The organism is Nitratiruptor sp. SB155-2 (assembly GCF_000010325.1).
Taxonomy (GTDB): domain Bacteria; phylum Campylobacterota; class Campylobacteria; order Campylobacterales; family Nitratiruptoraceae; genus Nitratiruptor.
Map to the genome: position 1 here is coordinate 242,784 of NC_009662.1, position 22,534 is coordinate 265,317.

General features: G+C 40.6%; 20 protein-coding genes and 6 tRNA genes. All 26 read left to right on the plus strand.

Annotated features, from left to right (window positions below; all coding sequences use genetic code 11):
• Window positions 1-54: 54 nt before the first annotated feature.
• The 26 genes from NIS_RS01380 (at window position 55) to NIS_RS01500 (ending at window position 22,460) form a co-directional block, all read left to right on the plus strand.
• On the plus strand, window positions 55-441 hold the full coding sequence (locus NIS_RS01380) for a (2Fe-2S) ferredoxin domain-containing protein (protein WP_012081631.1): 387 nt from the start codon (window positions 55-57) through the stop codon (window positions 439-441).
• A 2-nt stretch (window positions 442-443) separates the two neighbouring features.
• The gene (gene panD, locus NIS_RS01385) at window positions 444-809 is read left to right on the plus strand and encodes an aspartate 1-decarboxylase (RefSeq protein WP_012081632.1); all 366 of its coding nucleotides are present in this window, start codon (window positions 444-446) and stop codon (window positions 807-809) included.
• An 11-nt stretch (window positions 810-820) separates the two neighbouring features.
• Window positions 821-1,132, plus strand: a complete 312-nt coding sequence (locus tag NIS_RS01390; RefSeq protein ID WP_012081633.1) for a YbaB/EbfC family nucleoid-associated protein — start codon at window positions 821-823, stop codon at window positions 1,130-1,132.
• Complete coding sequence (locus NIS_RS01395) at window positions 1,133-2,005, plus strand: polyprenyl synthetase family protein (protein ID WP_012081634.1); 873 nt, start codon at window positions 1,133-1,135, stop codon at window positions 2,003-2,005. It abuts the gene before it with no gap.
• A gap of 3 nt (window positions 2,006-2,008) precedes the next feature.
• Entirely contained in the window at window positions 2,009-3,949 is a 1,941-nt protein-coding gene (gene tkt, locus NIS_RS01400) for a transketolase (RefSeq protein ID WP_012081635.1), read from the plus strand.
• 98 nt (window positions 3,950-4,047) lie between these two features.
• Window positions 4,048-5,106: a DDE-type integrase/transposase/recombinase gene (locus tag NIS_RS01405; protein WP_012081636.1), complete on the plus strand. Its 1,059-nt coding sequence runs from the start codon at window positions 4,048-4,050 to the stop codon at window positions 5,104-5,106.
• Between the two features lie 44 nt (window positions 5,107-5,150).
• A tRNA-Thr gene (locus NIS_RS01410) sits at window positions 5,151-5,227 on the plus strand.
• A 31-nt stretch (window positions 5,228-5,258) separates the two neighbouring features.
• Window positions 5,259-5,344: transfer RNA gene (locus NIS_RS01415), tRNA-Tyr, on the plus strand.
• A 5-nt stretch (window positions 5,345-5,349) separates the two neighbouring features.
• Window positions 5,350-5,426, plus strand: a tRNA-Gly gene (locus NIS_RS01420).
• Window positions 5,427-5,513: 87 nt separating this feature from the next.
• Window positions 5,514-5,588: transfer RNA gene (locus tag NIS_RS01425), tRNA-Thr, on the plus strand.
• A gap of 87 nt (window positions 5,589-5,675) precedes the next feature.
• The gene (gene tuf / locus NIS_RS01430) at window positions 5,676-6,875 is read left to right on the plus strand and encodes an elongation factor Tu (protein WP_012081637.1); all 1,200 of its coding nucleotides are present in this window, start codon (window positions 5,676-5,678) and stop codon (window positions 6,873-6,875) included.
• 36 nt (window positions 6,876-6,911) lie between these two features.
• Window positions 6,912-7,064 carry a 50S ribosomal protein L33 gene (gene rpmG / locus NIS_RS01435; RefSeq protein ID WP_012081638.1) on the plus strand — a complete coding sequence of 51 codons (153 nt, stop codon included), beginning with the start codon at window positions 6,912-6,914 and terminating at the stop codon, window positions 7,062-7,064.
• 30 nt (window positions 7,065-7,094) lie between these two features.
• Window positions 7,095-7,170 (plus strand) — tRNA-Trp (locus NIS_RS01440).
• Window positions 7,171-7,186: 16 nt separating this feature from the next.
• A complete protein-coding gene (secE, locus tag NIS_RS01445) occupies window positions 7,187-7,366 on the plus strand; it encodes a preprotein translocase subunit SecE (RefSeq protein ID WP_012081639.1) in 180 nt (59 codons plus the stop codon).
• Between the two features lie 12 nt (window positions 7,367-7,378).
• Window positions 7,379-7,909 (plus strand): transcription termination/antitermination protein NusG, encoded by a 531-nt coding sequence (gene nusG, locus NIS_RS01450; protein WP_012081640.1) that lies wholly within the window; start codon window positions 7,379-7,381, stop codon window positions 7,907-7,909.
• Between the two features lie 20 nt (window positions 7,910-7,929).
• Entirely contained in the window at window positions 7,930-8,355 is a 426-nt protein-coding gene (rplK, locus tag NIS_RS01455) for a 50S ribosomal protein L11 (RefSeq protein WP_012081641.1), read from the plus strand.
• A gap of 55 nt (window positions 8,356-8,410) precedes the next feature.
• Window positions 8,411-9,118, plus strand: coding sequence for a 50S ribosomal protein L1 (gene rplA, locus NIS_RS01460; protein ID WP_012081642.1), 708 nt, complete (start codon window positions 8,411-8,413; stop codon window positions 9,116-9,118).
• Between the two features lie 75 nt (window positions 9,119-9,193).
• Complete coding sequence (gene rplJ / locus NIS_RS01465) at window positions 9,194-9,706, plus strand: 50S ribosomal protein L10 (protein WP_012081643.1); 513 nt, start codon at window positions 9,194-9,196, stop codon at window positions 9,704-9,706.
• A gap of 20 nt (window positions 9,707-9,726) precedes the next feature.
• On the plus strand, window positions 9,727-10,110 hold the full coding sequence (gene rplL, locus NIS_RS01470; RefSeq protein WP_012081644.1) for a 50S ribosomal protein L7/L12: 384 nt from the start codon (window positions 9,727-9,729) through the stop codon (window positions 10,108-10,110).
• Window positions 10,111-10,228: 118 nt separating this feature from the next.
• Window positions 10,229-14,389: a DNA-directed RNA polymerase subunit beta gene (gene rpoB / locus NIS_RS01475; protein ID WP_012081645.1), complete on the plus strand. Its 4,161-nt coding sequence runs from the start codon at window positions 10,229-10,231 to the stop codon at window positions 14,387-14,389.
• Window positions 14,367-18,890, plus strand: coding sequence for a DNA-directed RNA polymerase subunit beta' (gene rpoC / locus NIS_RS01480; protein WP_012081646.1), 4,524 nt, complete (start codon window positions 14,367-14,369; stop codon window positions 18,888-18,890). The genes rpoB and rpoC overlap by 23 nt, the downstream gene beginning before the upstream one ends.
• Window positions 18,891-18,979: 89 nt before the next feature.
• Window positions 18,980-19,354: a 30S ribosomal protein S12 gene (gene rpsL / locus NIS_RS01485; protein WP_012081647.1), complete on the plus strand. Its 375-nt coding sequence runs from the start codon at window positions 18,980-18,982 to the stop codon at window positions 19,352-19,354.
• Window positions 19,355-19,462: 108 nt separating this feature from the next.
• A complete protein-coding gene (rpsG, locus tag NIS_RS01490) occupies window positions 19,463-19,933 on the plus strand; it encodes a 30S ribosomal protein S7 (RefSeq protein ID WP_012081648.1) in 471 nt (156 codons plus the stop codon).
• Window positions 19,934-20,034: 101 nt separating this feature from the next.
• On the plus strand, window positions 20,035-22,113 hold the full coding sequence (gene fusA, locus NIS_RS01495) for an elongation factor G (protein ID WP_012081649.1): 2,079 nt from the start codon (window positions 20,035-20,037) through the stop codon (window positions 22,111-22,113).
• Window positions 22,106-22,396 (plus strand): cupin domain-containing protein, encoded by a 291-nt coding sequence (locus tag NIS_RS10130; protein ID WP_070105400.1) that lies wholly within the window; start codon window positions 22,106-22,108, stop codon window positions 22,394-22,396. Before fusA ends, NIS_RS10130 begins: the two co-directional genes overlap by 8 nt.
• A tRNA-Arg gene (locus NIS_RS01500) sits at window positions 22,387-22,460 on the plus strand. Before NIS_RS10130 ends, NIS_RS01500 begins: the two co-directional genes overlap by 10 nt.
• Window positions 22,461-22,534 lie beyond the last annotated feature (74 nt).

Consider the following 22,534-nt stretch of genomic DNA (forward strand, 5'->3'; position numbering starts at 1 on the left):
TAATAAATTATTGCTACAATTCAGACAAAATTTGTATTATTTAAAGGAGTCACGATGGGAATCCCTCAACCAACATTTTATATCTTTAAGTGTGAGCAGTCCGCACCTCCAGGTTTTCCAAAACCGAGCTGTGTAAACGCCAATAATCCAGAGAGTCAACAACTGTTTCAATATATGGCACAAAAATTGATGGAAAAAGGTATTATTGCTGCGGTTCAACCTGTTCGAACGGGTTGCTTAAATAGATGTCAGCTGGGGCCTGTAATGTTGGTCGAGCCTGGTCATTATATGTATGTTGGACTCGATAAGCAAAAAATTGATAGAATTATAGAAGAGCATATCATTGGTGGTAATCCTGTTGAAGAGTATCTCATACCGAAAGAGTATTGGGATGAACCTATGAGTATCGCTAATGTTATCAAAATGGCAGGCGGAGCGTAAGAATGCAAATAGAGATGCTCTATAGCAAAATTCATCGAGCTACTGTAACGGATGCCGACTTGAACTATGTCGGCTCCATTACAATCGATGAAGAGCTCATGGAAGCTGCAAAGCTTCGTGTAGGGCAAAAAGTGGAGATACTCAATATCAACAATGGTGAACGTTTTCAAACCTATGTTATCAAAGGGGAGCGCGGAAAGCGAGATATCTGTCTCAATGGAGCTGCTGCAAGAAAAGCGCATCCTGGAGACAAAATTATCATAGTAGCCTATGCTCTTTTTGATGAGAGTGAATTGGAAAATTATGAGCCAACAGTCGTTTTAGTAAACGACGAGAATGATATAGAAGAGATTATCTCTTATATGTAAAAGAGGAAAGTATGTTTGACAAAATGAATCTTGGTGATCTTGGAAAAGTTTTCGAGGAGATCCAGGAAAGAGCGAAGAAACTCCAAGAAGAGCAAGAGAGTAAAAGTTTTATTGCTAAAAGTGGCGGTGGACTTATCAAAGTAACGGCGAATGGTAAAGGAGAAATTATCGATATCGAAATTGACGATTCCCTCCTTGAAGATAAAGATTCATTGCAGATCTTATTGATTAGTGCTATTAATGATGTTTTGAAAATGGTGGAAGAGGATAAGCAAAGAAGTGCTTTATCCATGATGACTCCAGATATTTTCGGACAAAAATAGATGCAGCTACTGCAACTTTTTGAAGATCATCTCCAAAAAAATCTGCCGCATGTACAATCCTTTCATCCTTTTTATACAGATGCTCTTGGCTATATGCTGCAAGCTGGAGGAAAACGATTTCGCCCTCTGCTTCTTTTGAGTATCGTCCAGGCAAAAAATCCTTTGCTTATTCCATCTGCTTTAGATGTTGCTATGGCCATAGAGATTTTCCATACCTATTCGCTCATTCACGATGACCTTCCTGTAATGGACGATGCAGATCTAAGACGCGGCAAAGAGACTCTTCATAAAAAATATGATGAATTAACTGCTGTTCTCGTTGGTGATGCGCTCAATACATACGCTTTCTATTGCATTGCTAAAAGTGCATTGAGTAGCGATACGAGGGCAAAACTTACAGAGATTTTGGCACAAAACGGTGGCATTGAGGGTATGGTGCATGGACAAATTCTCGATTGCTATTTTGAAAATCAAAAATTATCTCTTGAACAATTGCAGCAGCTTCATATCAATAAAACAGCCAAATTGATTGCCGCGTCACTGCAAATGGGTGCTGTGATTGTGGATCTACCCTTCATAGAGCAGAACCGTCTGTACAATTTCGGTATCGATCTGGGTCTTTTGTTTCAAATCCAAGATGATATTATAGACAAAGTCGCTACATCAGAAGAAGCGGGAAAAACGACGCAAAATGATGAAGATAAAAACTCTTTTGTGAATCTTCTTGGATTAAAGAAAGCAAACGAAGAGGCAGATCAATTAGCAAAAAGACTTCATGATGAAATTGAACAATTCGACCAAGATATTTCTCAGACTCTACAATCCATTCTTGGAACGTATCTTTTTCGACACAAAAACTTTAACAAAGGATAGTTGATGAATGAAGCGATGATGCAAAAAATGGCAAATACCATCCGGTTTTTGGCTCTTGATATGATACAAAAAGCCAATAGTGGCCATCCAGGTGCTCCATTGGGTCTTGCTGATATTGCTGTAGTACTTTCACGCCATCTCAAACACAATCCTAAAAATCCAAAATGGCTCAATCGAGATCGACTTGTTTTTAGTGGAGGACATGCCACAGGTCTAATCTACTCTCTTTTATATTTGTGGGGATATGATATCAGTTTGGAAGATCTTAAAGAGTTTCGCCAATTTGGAAGCAAAACACCGGGTCACCCTGAATATGGACACACACCCGGAGTAGAAATCACTACAGGTCCTTTGGGGCAAGGTGTTGCCAATGCAGTGGGAATGGCGATGGCCAGCAAATATCTTGGCAATCTTCTCAATTCAAAAACCACAAAAATCATCGATCATAAAGTCTATTGTATGTGCGGTGACGGAGACCTGGAAGAGGGTATTAGTTATGAAGCGTGTGCATTGGCGGGCCGCTTTGAGCTTGATAATCTGATAATGATTTATGACAGCAACCATATTACTATCGAAGGCGATACCGCGATAGCATGGAATGAAGATGTATTGGAGCGTTTTCGGGCACAAAATTGGGATGTAATCGAAATCGATGGGCATAATTATAATGAGATCGACGCTGCCCTTACATGGGCAAAAAATAGAAAAAAACCGGTTTTGATCAAAGCAAATACGATCATTGCAAAAGGCAGTTGCCACTATGAAGGGGATCCTCACTCGCATGGTGCACCACTTGGAGAAGAGGATATTCGATGTGCAAAGAAGAAAGCAGGCTTTCCAGAAGATAAAGCGTTTTATGTACCAGAAGATGTATTGGTTCGATTTCGATGTGCCGTTGAAGAGGGGGATTTGGCTGAGCGAGAGTGGAAAAAACTCATTTTCGAGTCCCCGTATAAGGAACAGGTAGATTTGCTTGAAAGATTGCAAAACCCTGATTTTGATGTGATAGAATGGCCAGAGTTTGAACCGGGGAGCAAAGTGGCTACGCGAGACAGTAATGGCAAGATTTTAAACGCAATAGCAAAAGCCTTACCTGGTTTTGTAGGAGGAAGTGCCGACCTCGCTCCATCAAATAAAACCTACTTGCAAGGTATGGGGGATTTCCCAAATGGAAAAAATTTCCATTTCGGTATTCGTGAGCATGCTATGGGAGCCATTACAAATGGTATGGCAACTTACGGCTGTTTGGTTCCATTCAATGCAACATTTTTTGTATTCAGTGACTATCAAAAAGCGGCAGTTCGGATTGCAGCACTCAGTAGCCTCAAAAACTATTTTATCTGGACGCACGATAGTATCGGTGTTGGCGAAGATGGACCGACACACCAGCCAATCGAGCAACTAACTACGTTTAGAGCACTCCCGAATTTTTATACATTCAGACCGGCAGATGCAACAGAAAATATAGAGTGCTGGAAAGTAGCATTGAAGCTAGAGAAACCAAGTGGATTTGTTTTGAGCAGGCAAAAACTTGAAGTATTAAAACCGAAAAGAGATTTTGGTGATCCAAGTAGGGGTGCTTACATCATCAAAAAACGGGAAAATGCTACTGTAACCCTTTTGGCCAGTGGAAGTGAAGTGATGCTGGCACTTAAAGCCGGATGCCATTTGGAAGAAAAAGGGATCAATGCCAACGTGGTGAGTATGCCTTGTATGGAGCTCTTCTTGGAACAAGATCCAGAATATCAAAAAGAGGTACTTAATCCATCAACGAAAGTCTTGGCAGTTGAAGCAGCTGCTGGAATTGAACTCTACCGCTTCGCGGATGCAATGATCAGCATGGAAAACAGATTTGGCGCCAGTGGTCCTGGAGATGTACTTTTTAAAGAGTATGGCTTTACGATAGCTAACATTATCCAAAAAGTAGAAGAACTACTTTCATGATAGGTTTGGGAGGAGTTCTCCCAAACAAATGAAAAATTCATTCGTATCACTCTGCATAAGTTCATTCAGATCTGGCACTCTCCAAAGAGGAGAGAGGAGTGCAAATCAGATACACATTTCCAGGGCTCAAAGGGTATAAAAGATTAAAGCAAATCTATTACAATAGCCTCATGATAAGTGAAGAGGCAAAAAGAAGAAAAAAGATACTGGAGTTTTGGCAAAAATATGGATTGGAAGCTACAATAGAGGCTTTTGGAGTAAGCAGAAGAACGCTTTATCGCTGGAAAAAGAGTTTCAATGATGCAAATGGAGATATCAAAGCCTTAAACCCAAAATCACGTAAACCAAAAAAAGTAAGAGAGTCAAAAGTACCACTAGAAGTTATAAAAGAGATAAAACGATTAAGAGAAAAATATCCCAACATCGGTAAAGCAAAACTCTACCATCTACTGAAACCCTTTTGTGAAGCAAAAGGAGTGAAAACTCCTTCAGAATCAACAATAGGAAGAATTATCGCAAAAGCACCAGATACAATGAGACTCGTTCCCTATCGCATCGATACAAAAGGAAAAGTTCAACCAAAAAAGAGAGTTCAAAAAAGTCGCAAACCCAAAAACCTTAAAACTAAACCATTTGAACTCTGGGCAGTAGATACCATCCAAATAGTCTCAAACGGTATAAAACGATATATCCTTACCATGATAGACCCACTCACACGTATTGCATTCGCAGTGGCAATTCCATCCAAAAGAGCAAAACATACTGCATACGCCTTGGAAGCTCTCATCGATGGAATAACATCTATCAAACATAAACGTAAACTCGCAATTCTTTCTGATAATGGCAGTGAGTTCAAAAAAGAGTTTGACGCTCTGCTTGAACAAAAAGGTCTCACACATTATTGGACATATCCTAAAAGTCCTAAAATGAATGCACACAATGAGAGATTTAACAGAACCATCCAAGAACAGTTTATTCAATACTATGAAGATGTACTCTTTACAGACTTACAAAAATTCAATAAAAAATTAGCAAAATGGCTTATCGATTACAATACCAAAATACCACACCATTCACTTAATCTCAAATCTCCGGTACAATTCCTCCCTGAAAATCATTATGAGTGCCATATGTATTGGACTTATACACACTCTTGACATTCAAAAATTTTTTGCTTATAATTTCACCCACATTCATCGATGCCGGTGTAGCTCAGTTGGCTAGAGCAGCTGATTTGTAATCAGCAGGTCGGGGGTTCGAGTCCCTTCACCGGCTCCATGAATATCAGCGTTTGACCAGTGAAAGACTTGGTGGGATACCCAAGCGGCCAACGGGGGCAGACTGTAAATCTGCTGGCTTTCGCCTTCGGAGGTTCGAATCCTCCTCCCACCACCAGTCATGCGGGAGTAGCTCAGTTGGCTAGAGCATCAGCCTTCCAAGCTGAGGGTCGCGGGTTCGAGTCCCGTCTCCCGCTCCATGATACTGGGAGCTGAACTAACAGTGCTTCGATCTTCATTGCTTAGTTTATGCTTCCAATAATCATTTTCAAAAATTCACTGGTGACGCCCAGATAGCTCAGTGGTAGAGCACTTCCTTGGTAAGGAAGAGGTCGGCGGTTCAATCCCGCTTCTGGGCTCCATTCACTGATAGGTTTATTTATAATTTGTTTTTAGGCTTATTTTTAGTATAATACGCCCGTTAATTTAATCTCAAATGGAGGAAAGATATGGCAAAAGAAAAGTTTGTCAAAACCAAGCCGCATGTGAACATCGGTACTATCGGTCACGTTGACCACGGTAAAACAACTCTTACTGCTGCAATCACTGCAGTACTTGCAGAAAAAGGGTATGCAGAAAAAAGAGATTATGATCAAATCGATAATGCACCTGAAGAGAGAGAAAGAGGGATTACTATCGCTACTTCTCACGTAGAGTATGAAACTGACAAGAGACACTACGCACACGTTGACTGTCCAGGGCACGCCGACTACGTTAAAAACATGATTACCGGTGCTGCTCAGATGGACGGAGCGATTCTTGTTGTTTCTGCCGCAGACGGTCCTATGCCTCAAACAAGAGAGCACATCCTTCTTGCACGACAGGTTGGTGTTCCTTATATCGTTGTTTTTCTAAACAAAGAAGATATGGTTGATGATCCAGAACTTCTTGAACTTGTTGAAATGGAAGTTCGAGAACTTTTGAATGAATACGATTTTCCAGGAGATGATGTTCCTGTAATTGCTGGTTCTGCACTAAAAGCTTTGGAAGAAGCTAAAGAGGGCAAACTCGGTGAATGGAGCGAAAAAATTCTTAAGCTTATGGAAGCGGTTGATGAATATATTCCAACTCCTGAAAGAGACATCGATAAGCCATTCTTGATGCCAATTGAAGACGTATTCTCTATCTCTGGTCGAGGTACTGTTGTTACTGGTAGAATCGAAAGAGGTGTTGTAAAAGTTGGAGATGAAATTGAAATCGTAGGACTTCGACCAACTCAAAAAACGACTGTTACTGGCGTTGAAATGTTTAGAAAAGAGCTAGATCAAGGTGAAGCTGGTGACAACGTTGGTGTACTTCTTCGAGGTACTAAAAAAGAAGAGGTTGAAAGAGGTCAAGTTCTTGCTCAACCAGGAACTATCACTCCTCATACAAAATTTGAAGCAGAAATTTACGTATTGACAAAAGAGGAAGGTGGACGACACACTCCTTTCTTTAGCGGATATCGACCACAGTTCTATGTACGAACGACTGACGTTACTGGAACTATTACACTTCCAGAAGGCGTTGAGATGGTTATGCCTGGAGATAACGTTAAAATCAATGCAGAACTTATCGCACCTATCGCTCTTGAAGAGGGAACACGATTCGCTATCCGAGAGGGTGGTAGAACTGTTGGTGCTGGTGTAGTAAGTAAAATCATCGAATAATTTTTGGGGCTTTGCCCCCAATGAAAGAGGCACAACATGAGAGACATTGTACATTTAGCTTGTGAAGAGTGTGGAAGAAGAAACTATCACACGACAAAGAATAAAAAAACGCATCCAGAAAAATTTGAAATTAGAAAATATTGTAAATTCTGCAAAAAACACACAAAACATAAAGAAGCGAAACTGTAAAAGAAGTGAGTTGCCTCACTTCTTTCATATAGGGCAGTAGCTCAGTTGGTAGAGCAACGGTCTCCAAAACCGTTGGCCGGGGGTTCGAGTCCCTCCTGCCCTGCCATTACGAAGGAAATCGAATGGAAAAATTCATATCATACATCAAATTATCGAAACTAGAATTAGAGAAAGTTATATTTCCAACAAATGAGCAAGTAAAAAACGCATATATCGCTGTTTTTGTCGTTGTAACAGTTGTAGCGCTCTTTTTAGCTTTAGTTGATGGGACGATGTCGTTTATCCTGTCACATATAATGTAATCAAGGAAACATATGGCACATAAATGGTACGCAATCCAAGTCTATAGCGGAAGTGAGAAGGCTGTAAAAAAGGCTATAGAGAACTTGGCTGAAGAAGAGAATTTAAAAGATAGAATCAAAGAAGTTGTTGTGCCAACAGAAGATGTGATCGAAGTGAAAAGTGGTAAGAAAAAAATCACCGAAAGAAGTATTTATCCAGGATATGTTTTTGCAAATATGGATCTAGACATCGATCTATGGCAAAAAATACAAAGCTTACCAAAAGTTTCTCGATTTATCGGAGAATCGAAGAAGCCAACTCCAATCAGTGAAGCCGATGTGCGAAAGATTATGGAAAAGGCAGAGAAAAAAGGCGCTCCAAAGCCGAAAATTTCTTATGAACCAGGTGAAATGGTTCGTATCACAGAAGGACCATTTGCAAACTTTACTGGAGTTGTAGAAGAGTATGATATGGAGCATGGAAAATTAAAACTTAACGTATCTATTTTTGGAAGAAGTACGCCAGTAGAAATACTATACACGCAAGTTGAAAAAATCATATAACTAATTCGGAAAGGAATAAGATGGCTAAAAAAGTCGTAGACCAGTTTAAATTACAAATACCAGCAGGGAAAGCAAATCCTTCACCTCCAGTAGGGCCAGCACTTGGACAGCGCGGCGTAAATATTATGGAGTTCTGTAAAGCATTTAATGAAAAGACAAAAGATATGATGGGATTTAATATCCCTGTTGTTATCACAGTATACAGTGATAGAAGCTTTACATTCGTAACAAAACAGCCACCTGCCACTGACCTTATTAAAAAAGCAGCAGGTATCCAAAAAGGTAGTGACAATCCACTGAAAAACAAAGTAGGTAAAATCACTCAAGCTCAACTTGAAGAGATTGCAAAAACGAAAATGCCAGATTTAAATACGACTGATCTTGAAGCTGCAAAAAGAATTATTGCAGGAAGTTGTAGAAGTATGGGAGTCGAAATCGTCGACTAATCCTCACCACAGGATTTCAAATAACGTGGTAGCAAAAAAACAAGCGGAGAAGAATATGGCGAAAAAACATTCAAAAAGATATCAACAATTATTGGAAAAAATCGAAAAAGGCAAAATCTATTCTATAGATGAAGCGGTAAAAAAAGTTAAAGAATTAAAATCAGCTAAATTTGATGAAACAGTAGAACTTGCCCTTCGACTGGGAGTAGATCCTAGACACGCTGATCAAATGGTACGAGGATCTGTTGTATTGCCTCACGGGACTGGAAAAACTGTGCGCGTTGCAGTATTTGCAAAAGGTGCAAAAGCTGATGAAGCAAAAGAGTGTGGAGCCGATATTGTCGGTGCAGAAGATTTGGTTGAACAGATTCAAAACGGCAACATAGATTTCGACATCGCAATAGCTACACCTGACATGATGGGGCTTGTCGGAAAGATTGGTCGTATTTTAGGACCTAAAGGTCTTATGCCTAACCCTAAAACAGGTACGGTAACAATGGATGTTTGTCAGGCTGTTAAAAATGCCAAAGCGGGTCAGGTAAACTTTAGAGTAGATAAAAAAGGGAACATCCACGCCGGTATAGGAAAAGCGAGTTTTTCTGAAGAAGCATTGAAAGAGAACCTTGAAACTTTTGTCGCTCAGATTAATAAGCTGAAACCGGCTGCGGCAAAAGGACGATATATCCAACATGCAGCACTCTCTCTTACGATGAGTCCAGCTGTTGAGCTGAATACGCAAGAGTTGATGGATATCAAAGGCTAATTTTATCTTAGACTGAAGATAGCGGGCATCCATAAGACCTGCTTGAAGTCTTCTGTCGGAAAGGAGGAAAAGAGTTTGACACGCAGCCAGAAAGAAGAGGTTGTTCAGTACCTCACGGAAGAATTCAAAAACGCTGCTGCGATCGTTGATTGTGACTACAAAGGCATGAGTGTATCCGAGCTTGAGTCACTGAGACGAATTGCAAAAGAGAAGGGACTCAAAGTAAGAGTTGTGAAAAATACTCTTGCAATGATCGCTCTTCGAAATAACGGCGTTGAGGACTTCCAACTCAAAGACACCAATGTGTTGATCTGGGGTGATGATCTTGTTGAGCTTGCAAAAACAGTAACTGATTTTGCAAAAGAGCATAAAGAGAACTTTCAGATCAAACAAGGGTACTTTGAAGGCGAAGTCGCAGATGCGAGCAAAATCGAAGCATATAGCAAGTTGCCAAGCAAAGAGGAGCTTCTTGGTATGCTTCTATCTGTTTGGACTGCTCCAATTCGAAATTTGCTCTATGTATGGAATGCACCGAAACAGAATTTCGTAACTGTGCTTGAAAATATTCGACAACAAAAAGAAAGCTAAAAAATAAAAAGGAGAGAAAGATGGCTTGTACAAGAGAAGATGTAATTGAGTATATCTCTAACCTCAGTGTATTGGAACTAAGTGAACTAGTAAAAGAATTTGAAGAGAAATTTGGTGTTAGCGCACAACCAACTGTTGTTGCAGGAGCTGTTGCTGCTGGTGGTGCAGAAGGTGGTGCTGCTGCTGAAGAAAAAACTGAATTTGATGTTGTTTTGACAGATGCAGGTCCTAAAAAAATCAATACAATTAAAGTTATTAGACAAGTAACAGGCCTTGGTCTCAAAGAGGCAAAAGAAGCTGCTGAAAATACACCAACTGTAATTAAAGAAGGTGTTAGCAAAGAGGAAGCTGAAGAGCTTAAAAAACAATTCGAAGAAGCTGGCGCTAAAGTAGAAATAAAATAAATCTTATTTTTGAAATAAAAGAAGAGGAGCCCTCCTCTTCTTAAGATTACATATAGTAAAATACACCCCCTCCTACCAAAACCATATGGTACAAAACTACAGAAATAGAGGTTAGCCTATGCTAAATAGTTTACAATCCGGAAGCAGACTTCGTGTAGATTTCTCCAAAATTCCGCAGGAATTGGATGTACCCAACCTTTTGCAACTGCAAAAGAGTAGTTATGAAAACTTCTTGATGGCAGATTCAAAGAGCCGTGAAAACAGCGGTATTGAAAAAGTTTTCAGATCAGTTTTCCCAATCCACGACCCTCATAATAGAATTTCTCTAGAATATGCAGGTAGTGAAATCATAAAACCAAAATACACTGTTCGTGAATGTATGGAACGAGGCATTACATATAGTGTATCTCTTAAAATGAATATTCGTCTCATTCTTTGGGAGCGAGATGAAAAAAGTGGTGAGAAAACTGGTGTGAAAGATGTCAAAGAGCAATCCATCTATGTTCGTGACATCCCGTATATGACTGACAGGACTTCTTTCATTATCAATGGTGTAGAAAGAGTTGTCGTTAATCAGCTTCACAGAAGCCCTGGTGTTATTTTTAAAGAGGAAGAGGCTTCTACGAGCAGTGGTACGATGATTCATACTGCACAAATCATTCCTGACAGGGGTGCATGGCTCTATTTTGAATATGACCCCAAAGATATCCTATATGTTCGAATCAACAAACGAAGAAAAATACCATCAACTATTCTTTTTAGAGCGCTTGGATATAGCAAACTGGACATTTTGAAACTATTTTATCCTATTACAAAAATCATCATCAAAGAGAATAAATTTTTTATCGAGTTTAGACCTGAAGATTTTATAGGAAGAGTTGAATTCGATGTAAGAGATGAAAACGGAAATCTTATTGTAGAAGCCGGCAAACGACTTACAAAGAAAAAAGCACAAAAGCTTATTGAAGAAGGTGTGAAGTATATAGAGTTCCCACTTGATGTATTGATGGATAGGCACTTGGCATCTCCAATTATTGATCAAGAAAGCGGAGAAGTACTGTACGATACATTAACACAACTTGATGAACATAAACTCAAAAAGATTTTAGAATTAGGGATTGATGAGTTCGAAATAGTCAATGATATTGCAAGCGGAAAAGATCGAGCCATTATCAACTCCTTCATAGCAGATCAAGAGAGCCTGAAGCTTTTGAAACAAACAGAAGGCATTGAAGATGAAAATGATTTAGCAGCCATTCGTATTTATAAAGTTATGCGACCTGGAGAGCCTGTTACAAAAGAGACCGCTAAAGCATTCATACAACAACTCTTTTTTGATCCAGAACGATACGACATCACGCGAGTCGGTCGTATGAAAATGAATCACAAACTAGGACTTGATGTTCCTGAATATGTGACTGTTTTGACAAGTGAAGATATTATCAAAACGGTGCAGTATCTCATTAAAGTAAAAAATGGTCAGGGTCATATCGATGACAGGGACCATCTTGGAAACAGACGAATCCGAGCGATTGGTGAGCTTTTAGCAAATGAGCTGCATTCCGGCCTTGTAAAAATGCAAAAGGCGATTCGGGATAAAATGTCTACTATCAGTGGTAGTCTTGATGAATTGATGCCACACGATCTCATCAACTCCAAAATGATTACCAATACGATTTTAGAGTTTTTCGCAACTGGACAGCTGTCACAATTTATGGACCAAACAAACCCACTGAGTGAAATTACCCATAAGCGAAGACTCTCAGCCTTGGGTGAAGGGGGACTTGTCAAAGAGCGAGCGGGATTTGAAGTTCGTGACGTTCACCCAACACATTACGGACGAATATGTCCAATTGAGACACCAGAAGGTCAGAATATCGGTCTGATCAATACTCTTTCGACCTATGCAAAAGTGAATGAACTCGGTTTCATTGAGGCCGCATACAAAGTGGTAAAAGATGGAAAAATTACCGATGAGATTGTATATCTCACTGCAGCCCAGGAAGAAGGGAAAATTATCGCTCCAGCAAATACCGAGATTATCGATGGTAATGAGATCAAGGGCGATTATGTAGAAGCGAGAAAAGATGGTGAGATTATTTTAGTCGAAAAAAACAAAGTTGAACTAATCGATTTGACACCACGAATGGTCGTAGGTGTTGCAGCAAGCCTCATTCCATTTTTGGAGCATGACGATGCGAACAGGGCTCTCATGGGATCAAACATGCAGCGTCAGGCTGTTCCGCTTCTAAGAACGGAAGCTCCTATAGTCGGGACAGGAATGGAAAAAGTTGTTGCCAGGGATGCATGGGAGTCGATTCGAGCTAGACGAAGCGGTGTTGTAGAGAAGATTGATAGCGAAAATATCTACATTTTAGGTGAAGATGAGAATGGGGCATATATCGACCATTACCGCTTGCAAAAAAATCTTCGAACAAACCAAAACACATGTTTTACCCAAAAACCGATCGTCAAAAAAGGACAATTCGTAGAAGCTGGCCAGGTGATTACTGATGGCCCTAATATGGACCATGCTGAACTTGCTCTTGGTAAAAATATGCTTGTTGCCTTTATGCCATGGAACGGATACAACTTTGAGGATGCTATAGTTGTGAGTGAGCGAATCCTCAGAGATGATGAGTTTACTTCAGTACATATCTATGAAAAAGAGATAGAGGCAAGAGAACTCAAGCATGGCGTAGAAGAGATTACGCGTGATATTCCCAATGTTAAAGAAGAAGAGATCGAGCATCTTGATGAGAGTGGCATTGTAAAAATCGGTACCTATGTCAAACCGGGAATGATTCTTGTTGGTAAAGTTTCTCCAAAAGGGGAGGTTCGACCAAGCCCAGAAGAACGGCTTCTTCGAGCAATTTTCGGGGAAAAAGCGGGTCATGTGGTCAATAAATCTCTCTACTGCCCGCAATCGATGGAAGGTGTTGTCGTTGATGTAAAAATCTTTACCAAAAAGGGGTACGACAAAGATCCGCGTGCGATCAAAGCGTATGAAGAGGAGAAAGAGAGACTCTCCAAAGAGCATCATGACAAACTTTTGATGATCGATAGAGAAGAGATGCTCAAAATCATCTCGCTTTTATCAAAAGAGCCTTTGGAAAAAGATGCAAAAATTAAAGATAAAGAGTTTAAAGCAGGAGAGAAAATTTCAAAAGAGGAGTTATCGCAAATCAACCGATTTGCACTCAACGCTCTTGTAAAGTCATATGCTCCTGAAGTACAGAAGAAATACAATGCCATTAAGACACATTTTCAAAATGAGAAGAGAAAACTGACTGAAGAGCATGAAGAGAAACTTGCAATCTTAGAAAAAGAGGATATCCTACCAAGTGGTGTAGTAAAACTAGTAAAAGTCTTCATCGCAACAAAACGAAAGCTCAAAGTTGGTGACAAGATGGCTGGACGACACGGAAACAAAGGTATCGTCTCCGTCATCGTCCCAGAGATCGATATGCCATACACAAAAGACGGAAGAATCGTCGATATTGTTCTCAATCCTCTTGGGGTTCCATCACGGATGAACATCGGACAGATCCTAGAAGTTCATCTTGGCCTTATCGGTAAAAAACTTGGTGAGCAGATTCAAGAGATTTTTGAAGCGAAACGAGCCGATTTTGTCAAAGAGCTTCGTCAAAAAATGATTGAAATAGCAGATGTTGCAAAACTGATGAATGCAAAAGAGACCATCGAGAAGATGAGCGACGAGGAGCTCATCGAGTATGCAAGGGACTGGAGCAAAGGGGTCAAATTTGCCACTCCAGTATTTGAAGGGGTCACTGCCGAAGAGTTTGAAAAACTCTATGAGCTTGCAAAAATGGATCTTGATGGTAAGACTGAGCTCTATGATGGACGAACGGGTGAGAAATTTAAAGAGCGTGTAACAGTAGGATATATGTATATGCTCAAACTTCATCACCTTGTTGACGAAAAAGTACACGCACGAAGCACGGGCCCATACTCACTAGTTACTCAACAACCTGTAGGTGGTAAAGCACTCTTTGGAGGTCAGCGATTTGGTGAGATGGAAGTATGGGCTCTTGAAGCGCATGGTGCTGCCCATACACTCAAAGAGATGCTCACTATTAAATCAGACGATGTGGAAGGAAGGGTCGCCGCTTATAAAGCGATTACAAAAGGCGAGCCTATTCCACAACCAGGTATTCCTGAGACGCTGTTTGTCTTGACAAAAGAGTTACAATCCCTTGGAATCGACGTAGAAATCTTAGATGAGGTAAAAGACGATGAAGAAACTGGTACCAATTGAAATCGGTGAAGAGAAAAGACCAAAAGATATCAAGGCGATCCAATTTCGCCTTGCTAGTCCTGAAAAAATCCTTTCTTGGTCCCATGGTGAGGTAAAAAAACCTGAAACGATTAATTACAGAACTTTAAAACCAGAGCGTGACGGTCTTTTTTGTGCAAAAATCTTTGGTCCAATTAAAGATTATGAGTGTCTTTGTGGAAAGTATAAGAAGATGCGCTACAAAGGTGTAGTGTGTGAAAAGTGTGGTGTTGAAGTAACGACTAGTAAAGTTCGACGAAGCCGAATGGGGCATATCGAACTTGTAACGCCAGTAGCGCATATATGGTACGTAAACTCTTTGCCAAGTCGAATTGGGACGCTGCTTGGCGTGAAAATGAAAGATTTGGAAAGAGTTTTGTACTATGAAGCCTATATCGTCAAAAATCCTGGGGAAGCATATTACGATTTTGAGAAGAAAAACCCCGTTAAAAAGTATGATGTTTTGAATGAAGAGCAGTATCAACAGCTCGTTCAGCATTTTGGTGACACTGGATTTGATGCCAGAATGGGTGGCGAGGTTGTCAAAGAGCTTTTGGAAGAGTTTGATCTTGTGGAAGCTTTTGAACAGCTTCGAGAGGAGATGAAAAACACTAACTCCGAAGCGAAGCGTAAAACGATCGTAAAACGTCTCAAAGTTATTGAAAGCTTTTTGAATAGCGGCAACAGACCTGAGTGGATGATGCTTACTGTCGTTCCGGTACTTCCACCAGATCTTCGACCACTCGTAGCTTTGGATGGTGGCAAGTTTGCAGTAAGCGATGTGAATGACCTGTATCGAAGAGTGATCAACAGAAACCAGCGACTCAAAAGGCTTCTTGAACTAGACGCTCCTGAAATTATCGTTCGCAATGAAAAGCGAATGCTGCAAGAAGCTGTGGATGCTCTTATCGATAACGGTCGAAGAGGCAATGCCGTTAAAGGTGCGAACAAACGGCCATTGAAGTCTTTAAGTGAAATTATTAAAGGAAAGCAGGGACGTTTTCGACAAAACCTACTAGGTAAACGGGTTGATTTTAGTGGGCGATCTGTTATTGTTGTCGGTCCAAATCTAAGAATGGATCAGTGTGGACTTCCAAAGTTGATGGCTTTGGAGCTATTCAAGCCGCATCTTTTGGCAAAACTTGAAGAGAAAGGCTATGCTACGACCCTCAAGCAAGCCAAAAAGATGATAGAAGACAGAGAAAATGTGGTTTGGGAGTGTTTGCAGGAAATTGTAGATGAGTATCCAGTACTATTGAACCGGGCGCCGACACTGCACAAACTCTCTATCCAGGCATTCCATCCTGTTCTTATCGATGGAAAGGCGATCCAGTTGCATCCGCTTGTCTGTTCTGCATTCAACGCAGACTTCGACGGTGACCAGATGGCGGTACACGTTCCTCTTACTGAAGAGGCGATTGCAGAGTGTAAGATCTTGATGCTGAGTTCCATGAACATTTTGCTTCCTGCATCGGGACGTGCGATTGCCGTACCTACACAGGATATGGTTCTGGGAATCTACTATCTATCCAAAGAGAAAGAGGATGCGAAGGGGACACACAAACTTTTTGCTGATATCAACGAAGTAATGACAGCACTAGAATCTGACTATCTCGATCTCAATGCAAAGATACGAACAAAAATCGATAATCAGGTAATCTATACCACAGCAGGCCGTCTTATTATCAAATCTATTTTGCCAGACTTTGTTCCAGTAAATCTTTGGAATAAAGTATTGAAAAAGAAAGATATCGCAAACCTCGTTGATTATGTATTTAAAGAGGGTGGTCCAAAAATTACAGCAGAATTTTTAGACAACCTCAAAGAGCTTGGTTTTAAATACTCTACCGTAACAGGTATCTCTATCAGTGCATACGATATTAAAGTTCCTGATTCGAAAAAGCGACTCATCGAAGAGGCGAAACGAAAAGTAAAAGAGATTCAGCAACAGTTCCAAGCCGGTCTACTTACAGAGCAAGAGCGATACAACAAGATTATCGATATCTGGACAGACACTTCGAACGAAGTGGCAAAAGAGATGATGGAACTGATGAAAAACGATAAAGATGGTTTCAATTCAGTGTACATGATGGCCGATTCTGGTGCACGGGGTAGCTCGGCTCAGATCAGACAGCTCGCCGGTATGCGGGGACTTATGGCAAAACCTGATGGTACTATCATTGAGACGCCTATTATCTCGAACTTTAAAGAGGGTCTCAACGTTCTTGAGTACTTTATCTCTACCCACGGTGCAAGAAAAGGGCTTGCGGATACAGCACTCAAAACTGCAAACGCAGGATACTTGACACGAAAACTTGTAGATGTTGCACAAAACGTGAAGATTACAATGGATGATTGCGGAACGCACGAAGGTGTTGAGATTACCGATATCTCAGTAGGAAACGAGCTTATTGAGCCATTGGAAGACCGAATATTTGGACGTGTTCTAGCCCAAGATATTATGGATCCGATAACAAATGAGATTTTGTTTAGTGAAGGGACACTTCTTGATGAAGAGAAAACGCGAAAGATCATAGAGGCTGGAATCAAGTCTGTAACCATTCGAACGCCGATTACATGTAAAGCAGAGAAAGGTGTATGTGCGAAATGTTACGGTCTCAATATGGCGGAAGGCAAACTGGTAAAACCTGGTGAAGCAGTCGGGATAATTGCTGCCCAATCTATTGGTGAGCCAGGAACGCAGTTGACACTTCGAACCTTCCACGTTGGTGGTACGGCAAGCAGGAGTGCAGAAGAGCGGCAAGTCGTTGCAACTAAAGAGGGCTTTATCCGATACTATAACCTCAAAACATACGAAACGGAAGATGGCAAAATCATCGTAGCCAACAGAAGGAATGCTGCAGTACTTTTGGTTGAGCCAAAAATTAAAGCTCTTTTTAATGGCGAAATTGAAGTGAAACCTATTCATGATGAAGTACTGATCACCCTTTCTAATGGCGAAGAAAAAGTACGGTATAGTTTTAAAAAGAGCGATTTTGCAAGACCAAATGAATTGGCTGGTGTAAGTGGCAAAATAGAAGGGAAACTCTACTTACCTTACGAAAGTGGCACAAAAGTAGAAGCAGGGGAGAGTATTGTTGAAATTATCAAGGAGGGATGGAATATCCCAAATAGGATTCCGTATGCTGCGATACTTAAAGTGAAAGATGGCGCTCCTGTGACTCAAAAAATCGTAAGTGGTGCCAAAGGAGTTGTAAAATATTACAAACTCAAAGGGGACTATCTAGAGCGGTTTGAAGGTGTAAAAGAGGGTGAAAAGATAGAAGAAAAAGGTCTTTTTGCCGTGATTGCCGATGAAGAGGGTAGAGAAGCAGCAAGACACTATATTGCAAGAGGCTCTATAATCGAAGTTGCCGATGACCAGTCTGTAGATAAAGATACTGTAATCGCAATGCCAGCAAAATCCGATAAAACGGTTATTGCAGAGTGGGATCCATACTCTATTCCAATTATTGCTGAAAAAGAGGGCGTTATTACGTTTGAAGATATTATTCCAGGTGTGACAGCAGTTGAGCAGGTGGATGAATTTACCGGCGAAACAAGACTTACCATCAATGAATATATTCCAGCTGAGTATAAACCGGCGATCGTTCTAGCACCAAAAGATGGAAGTGAAATTATCCGATATGTCCTTGATCCAAAAACTGCCATCTATGTGCAAAATGGCCAAGAAGTGAAACTTGCTCAAACGTTGGCAAAAACACCAAAAGCTGCGGCTAAATCAAAAGATATTACCGGGGGTCTTCCAAGAGTGAGTGAACTTTTCGAAGCAAGACGTCCAAAAGATCCGGCAGTTGTAGCGGAGATCGATGGTGTTGTCAGTTTTGGAAAACCAAGCCGCGGAAAACAAAGAATTATCATTACAGCTGATACCGGCCAAACGGTAGAGTATCTGATCGATAAAAATAGACAGATTCTTGTCCATAACGGTGAGTTTGTCCATGCGGGTGAAAGATTAACCGATGGCACCGTGAGTGGACATGATATTCTTAGAACGCTCGGTGAAAAAGCGTTGATGTACTACATGGTAAGCGAAATTCAGCAAGTGTATAGAAGACAAGGGGTGAATATCTCCGATAAACACATTGAGATTATTGTTTCTCAGATGCTTCGACAAGTAAAAATCGTTGATAGCGGAGATACAAAGTTTATTCCTGGTGATCTTGTGAGTAAAAAAGAGTTTAGAAAAGAGAATGAAAAAATATTAAGACTCGGTGGTCAGCCAGCTATTGCGGAACCAATTTTGATTGGTATCACAAGAGCTGCGGTAAGCTCAGACTCTGTTATCAGTGCAGCATCTTTCCAAGATACGACAAAAGTTTTAACAGAAGCGAGTGTGAGCGCGAAAGTAGATCATCTAGAAGATCTCAAGGAAAATGTCATTATCGGTCGACTTATTCCAGTTGGAACCGGTCTATATAAAGATCGGAAGGTGAAAGTGGAAACAGCAAGCCAAGAGTAGCTTTTGGCTTACAAAAAGTTTAAATTAAGTTTATTATAATATTTGTTTGAATATAATTAGCCACTAATTTTGCGAGAAAGGAAGAGAAAGTGCCAACAATCAACCAATTGGTAAGAAAAGAGAGAAAAAAGGTGATTAAAAAATCAAAATCACCAGCTCTTGTAAAATGCCCACAAAGACGAGGTGTATGTACAAGAGTCTATACGACGACACCAAAGAAACCAAACTCTGCACTTCGAAAAGTTGCAAAGGTACGACTCACTTCAGGATACGAAGTGATCAGTTATATTCCAGGTGAAGGTCACAACCTGCAAGAACACTCTATCGTACTTGTACGAGGGGGTAGGGTAAAAGACTTGCCAGGTGTGAAGTATCATATTATTCGGGGTGCGCTTGATACTGCAGGTGTTGCAAACAGAAAGAAATCCCGATCGAAATATGGTACAAAAAAACCAAAATCGTAACCATAACAAATCGTAATATAGTGAGAAATTAAAGCAATTTAAGATCTCACTCATAGCCACAGGCGAGGCTTAGTCGTCTGAGTAAAAACTAATTTGAAGGAGCTAGAAGTGAGAAGAAGAAGAGCCCCTATACGGGAAGTAATGCCAGATCCGATTTACGGAAGCAAAGTTGTTACAAAATTTATCAATAAATTGATGTGGGATGGTAAAAAAAGTACTGCACAAAAGATTTTTTACAACGCTTTGAAGCTGATTGAAGAAAAAGACAAAGAAGCAAAAGGGATCGATATCTTTAACGAAGCGATCGAAAATGTAAAACCTTTACTTGAAGTAAAGAGTAGAAGAGTTGGTGGTGCAACTTACCAAGTACCGGTTGAAGTGAGACCTGTAAGACAGCAGTCTCTTGCAATCCGATGGATTGTAGATGCGGCACGAAACAGAAATGAAAGAACGATGGCTGAGCGATTGGCAAACGAGCTTCTTGATGCTGCAAACAAAAGAGGCGCAGCATACAAGAAAAAAGAAGATACATATAAAATGGCTGAAGCGAACAAAGCTTTCGCACATTACAGATGGTAAAATCGCGTCCATATTATCAATCTATCTTTTTTGGCGAAGATCTCTTCGCCTCTTCATATTCCCAAAAACCTCAATACATTATGCATAAAAAAGGATAAAAAATGGCAAGAAAAACACCTATTGAAAAGGTTCGTAACATAGGCATCGCTGCCCATATCGATGCCGGTAAGACCACAACGACAGAACGAATATTGTACTATACAGGAATCTCTCATAAAATCGGTGAGGTGCACGAAGGTGCAGCGACAATGGACTGGATGGACCAGGAAAAAGAACGTGGTATTACCATTACTTCAGCTGCAACCACATGTTTTTGGAAAGATCACCAAATCAATATCATCGATACTCCAGGACACGTTGACTTTACAATCGAAGTTGAACGAAGTATGCGGGTTCTAGATGGAGCTGTCGCAGTATTTTGTGCAGTTGGTGGAGTTCAGCCACAGTCTGAGACTGTTTGGAGACAGGCAAACAAATACCATGTACCAAGAATCGTTTTCGTAAACAAGATGGACCGAATCGGTGCAGATTTTTACAATGTTGAAAATCAAATTAGAGAAAGACTCAAAGCCAATCCTGTTCCTATCCAGATTCCAATCGGTGCTGAAGACAATTTCAGAGGCGTTGTAGACCTCGTTGAAATGAAAGGTATTGTCTGGGATGATGAGACAATGGGAGCAAAATATGAAGTGATCGATATCCCAGAAGAGCTCCGAGAAAAGGCTGAAGAGTATCGGGAAAAGCTCGTTGAAGCGGTAGCTGAAACAGATGAAGAACTTCTGGATAAATATCTTGGCGGTGAAGAGCTTACAACAGAAGAGATTAAAAAAGGTATCAAAAAAGGTACCCTTGATATGACTATCACGCCAATGCTTTGCGGAAGTGCGTTTAAAAACAAAGGGGTACAGACACTTCTTGATGCAGTTGTTGATTATCTTCCTGCTCCAACAGAGGTGAGCTGGATCAAAGGAATTGATCCGAAAACTGGAGAGGAAGTGAGCGTTGAGTCTACTGACAATGGTCCGTTTGCAGCTCTTGCATTTAAAATCATGACAGACCCGTTTGTTGGACAGCTCTCATTTATCCGTGTATACAGAGGTCAAATTGCAAGTGGAAGCTATGTACTCAACTCTACAAAAGAGAAAAAAGAGCGAGTTGGGCGACTTCTTAAAATGCATGCAAATAAAAGAGAAGAGATCAAAGAACTTCCAGCTGGTGAGATCGGTGCAGTTGTTGGTTTGAAATATACCCTTACTGGTGATACACTTTGTGACGAGAGTCATCCAGTGATCCTAGAGAAAATGGAATTTCCAGAACCAGTTATCAGTGTTGCAGTAGAGCCTAAAACAAAAGCAGACCAAGAGAAAATGGCTACAGCTTTGGCGAAACTCGCGGAAGAGGATCCAAGCTTTAGAGTTCATACCGATGAAGAGACTGGTCAGACAATTATCTCTGGTATGGGTGAATTGCACCTTGAAATCATCGTTGATCGAATGAAACGAGAATTCAAAGTAGATGCAGAAGTTGGTCAGCCACAAGTTGCATACAGAGAGACTATCAAAGCTCCTGTCGATCAAGAGTACAAATACGCAAAACAGTCCGGTGGTCGTGGTCAGTACGGACACGTATTTATCAAACTTGAACCACAAGAGCCAGGTAAAGGATATGAGTTTGTCAACAACATCACAGGTGGTGTTATTCCAAAAGAGTATATTCCAGCAGTTGACAAAGGTATCCAAGAAGCGATGCAAAACGGTGTACTAGCTGGATATCCTGTTGTTGATATAAAAGCGACACTTTATGATGGAAGCTACCATGATGTTGACTCCAGTGAGATGGCGTTTAAAATCGCTGGTTCTATGGCATTTAAAGAGGCAGCAAAAAAAGCAAATCCAATCTTGCTTGAGCCAATCATGAAAGTAGAAGTTGAAGTACCTGAAGAGTACATGGGTGATGTGATCGGTGATATCAACCGAAGACGAGGCCAGGTACAAAGCATGGAAGATAGAGCAGGGAATAAAATCGTAACAGCAATGGTGCCATTAGCAGAGATGTTTGGATACTCAACAGATCTCCGATCTTTTACACAAGGTCGAGGTACATACTCTATGGAATTTGATCATTATGAAGAGGTACCGAAAAACGTTGCAGATGAAATCATCAAAAAACGCAATGGCTAAGGTAATCAAAACCGGTATAACCGATGAAAAAGCAATAAAAGAGACCCTCCAGAAGGAGGGATTCTCTAACATATTTATATGGCGTGACGCTCCGCATACGAAATATCCCCTTCATACTCATCCACATTATGAGGTTCGCTGGATTATGGATGGAATATTGGAGATAGAAGAGAACGGTACAAAGTACACTCTCCAGCCTGGAGATAGACTCGAATCAGAACCTCAAACTCCCCACACAGCCTATACGCCTACAGGCGTAACTTATATTTGTGGGTCCCGGTAGCTCAGCTGGATAGAGCACAGGATTCCTAATCCTGAGGCCGTGGGTTCGAATCCCGCCCGGGACATTTTCTGTTTCATCATTCTTCTTATTCAAGATAATTTTATTTTTCTATATTAAAATAGAATGTATAATTAAATA

Bases quoted from the DNA above. Each gene is read 5' to 3' on its own strand.
- NIS_RS01380 (WP_012081631.1), top strand. From the start codon at position 55: ATGGGAATCCCTCAACCAACATTTTATATCTTTAAGTGTGAGCAGTCC.
- panD (WP_012081632.1), top strand. From the start codon at position 444: ATGCAAATAGAGATGCTCTATAGCAAAATTCATCGAGCTACTGTAACG.
- NIS_RS01390 (WP_012081633.1), top strand. From the start codon at position 821: ATGTTTGACAAAATGAATCTTGGTGATCTTGGAAAAGTTTTCGAGGAG.
- NIS_RS01395 (WP_012081634.1), top strand. From the start codon at position 1,133: ATGCAGCTACTGCAACTTTTTGAAGATCATCTCCAAAAAAATCTGCCG.
- tkt (WP_012081635.1), top strand. From the start codon at position 2,009: ATGAATGAAGCGATGATGCAAAAAATGGCAAATACCATCCGGTTTTTG.
- tuf (WP_012081637.1), top strand. From the start codon at position 5,676: ATGGCAAAAGAAAAGTTTGTCAAAACCAAGCCGCATGTGAACATCGGT.
- rpmG (WP_012081638.1), top strand. From the start codon at position 6,912: ATGAGAGACATTGTACATTTAGCTTGTGAAGAGTGTGGAAGAAGAAAC.
- secE (WP_012081639.1), top strand. From the start codon at position 7,187: ATGGAAAAATTCATATCATACATCAAATTATCGAAACTAGAATTAGAG.
- nusG (WP_012081640.1), top strand. From the start codon at position 7,379: ATGGCACATAAATGGTACGCAATCCAAGTCTATAGCGGAAGTGAGAAG.
- rplK (WP_012081641.1), top strand. From the start codon at position 7,930: ATGGCTAAAAAAGTCGTAGACCAGTTTAAATTACAAATACCAGCAGGG.
- rplA (WP_012081642.1), top strand. From the start codon at position 8,411: ATGGCGAAAAAACATTCAAAAAGATATCAACAATTATTGGAAAAAATC.
- rplL (WP_012081644.1), top strand. From the start codon at position 9,727: ATGGCTTGTACAAGAGAAGATGTAATTGAGTATATCTCTAACCTCAGT.
- rpoB (WP_012081645.1), top strand. From the start codon at position 10,229: ATGCTAAATAGTTTACAATCCGGAAGCAGACTTCGTGTAGATTTCTCC.
- rpoC (WP_012081646.1), top strand. From the start codon at position 14,367: ATGAAGAAACTGGTACCAATTGAAATCGGTGAAGAGAAAAGACCAAAA.
- fusA (WP_012081649.1), top strand. From the start codon at position 20,035: ATGGCAAGAAAAACACCTATTGAAAAGGTTCGTAACATAGGCATCGCT.
- NIS_RS10130 (WP_070105400.1), top strand. From the start codon at position 22,106: ATGGCTAAGGTAATCAAAACCGGTATAACCGATGAAAAAGCAATAAAA.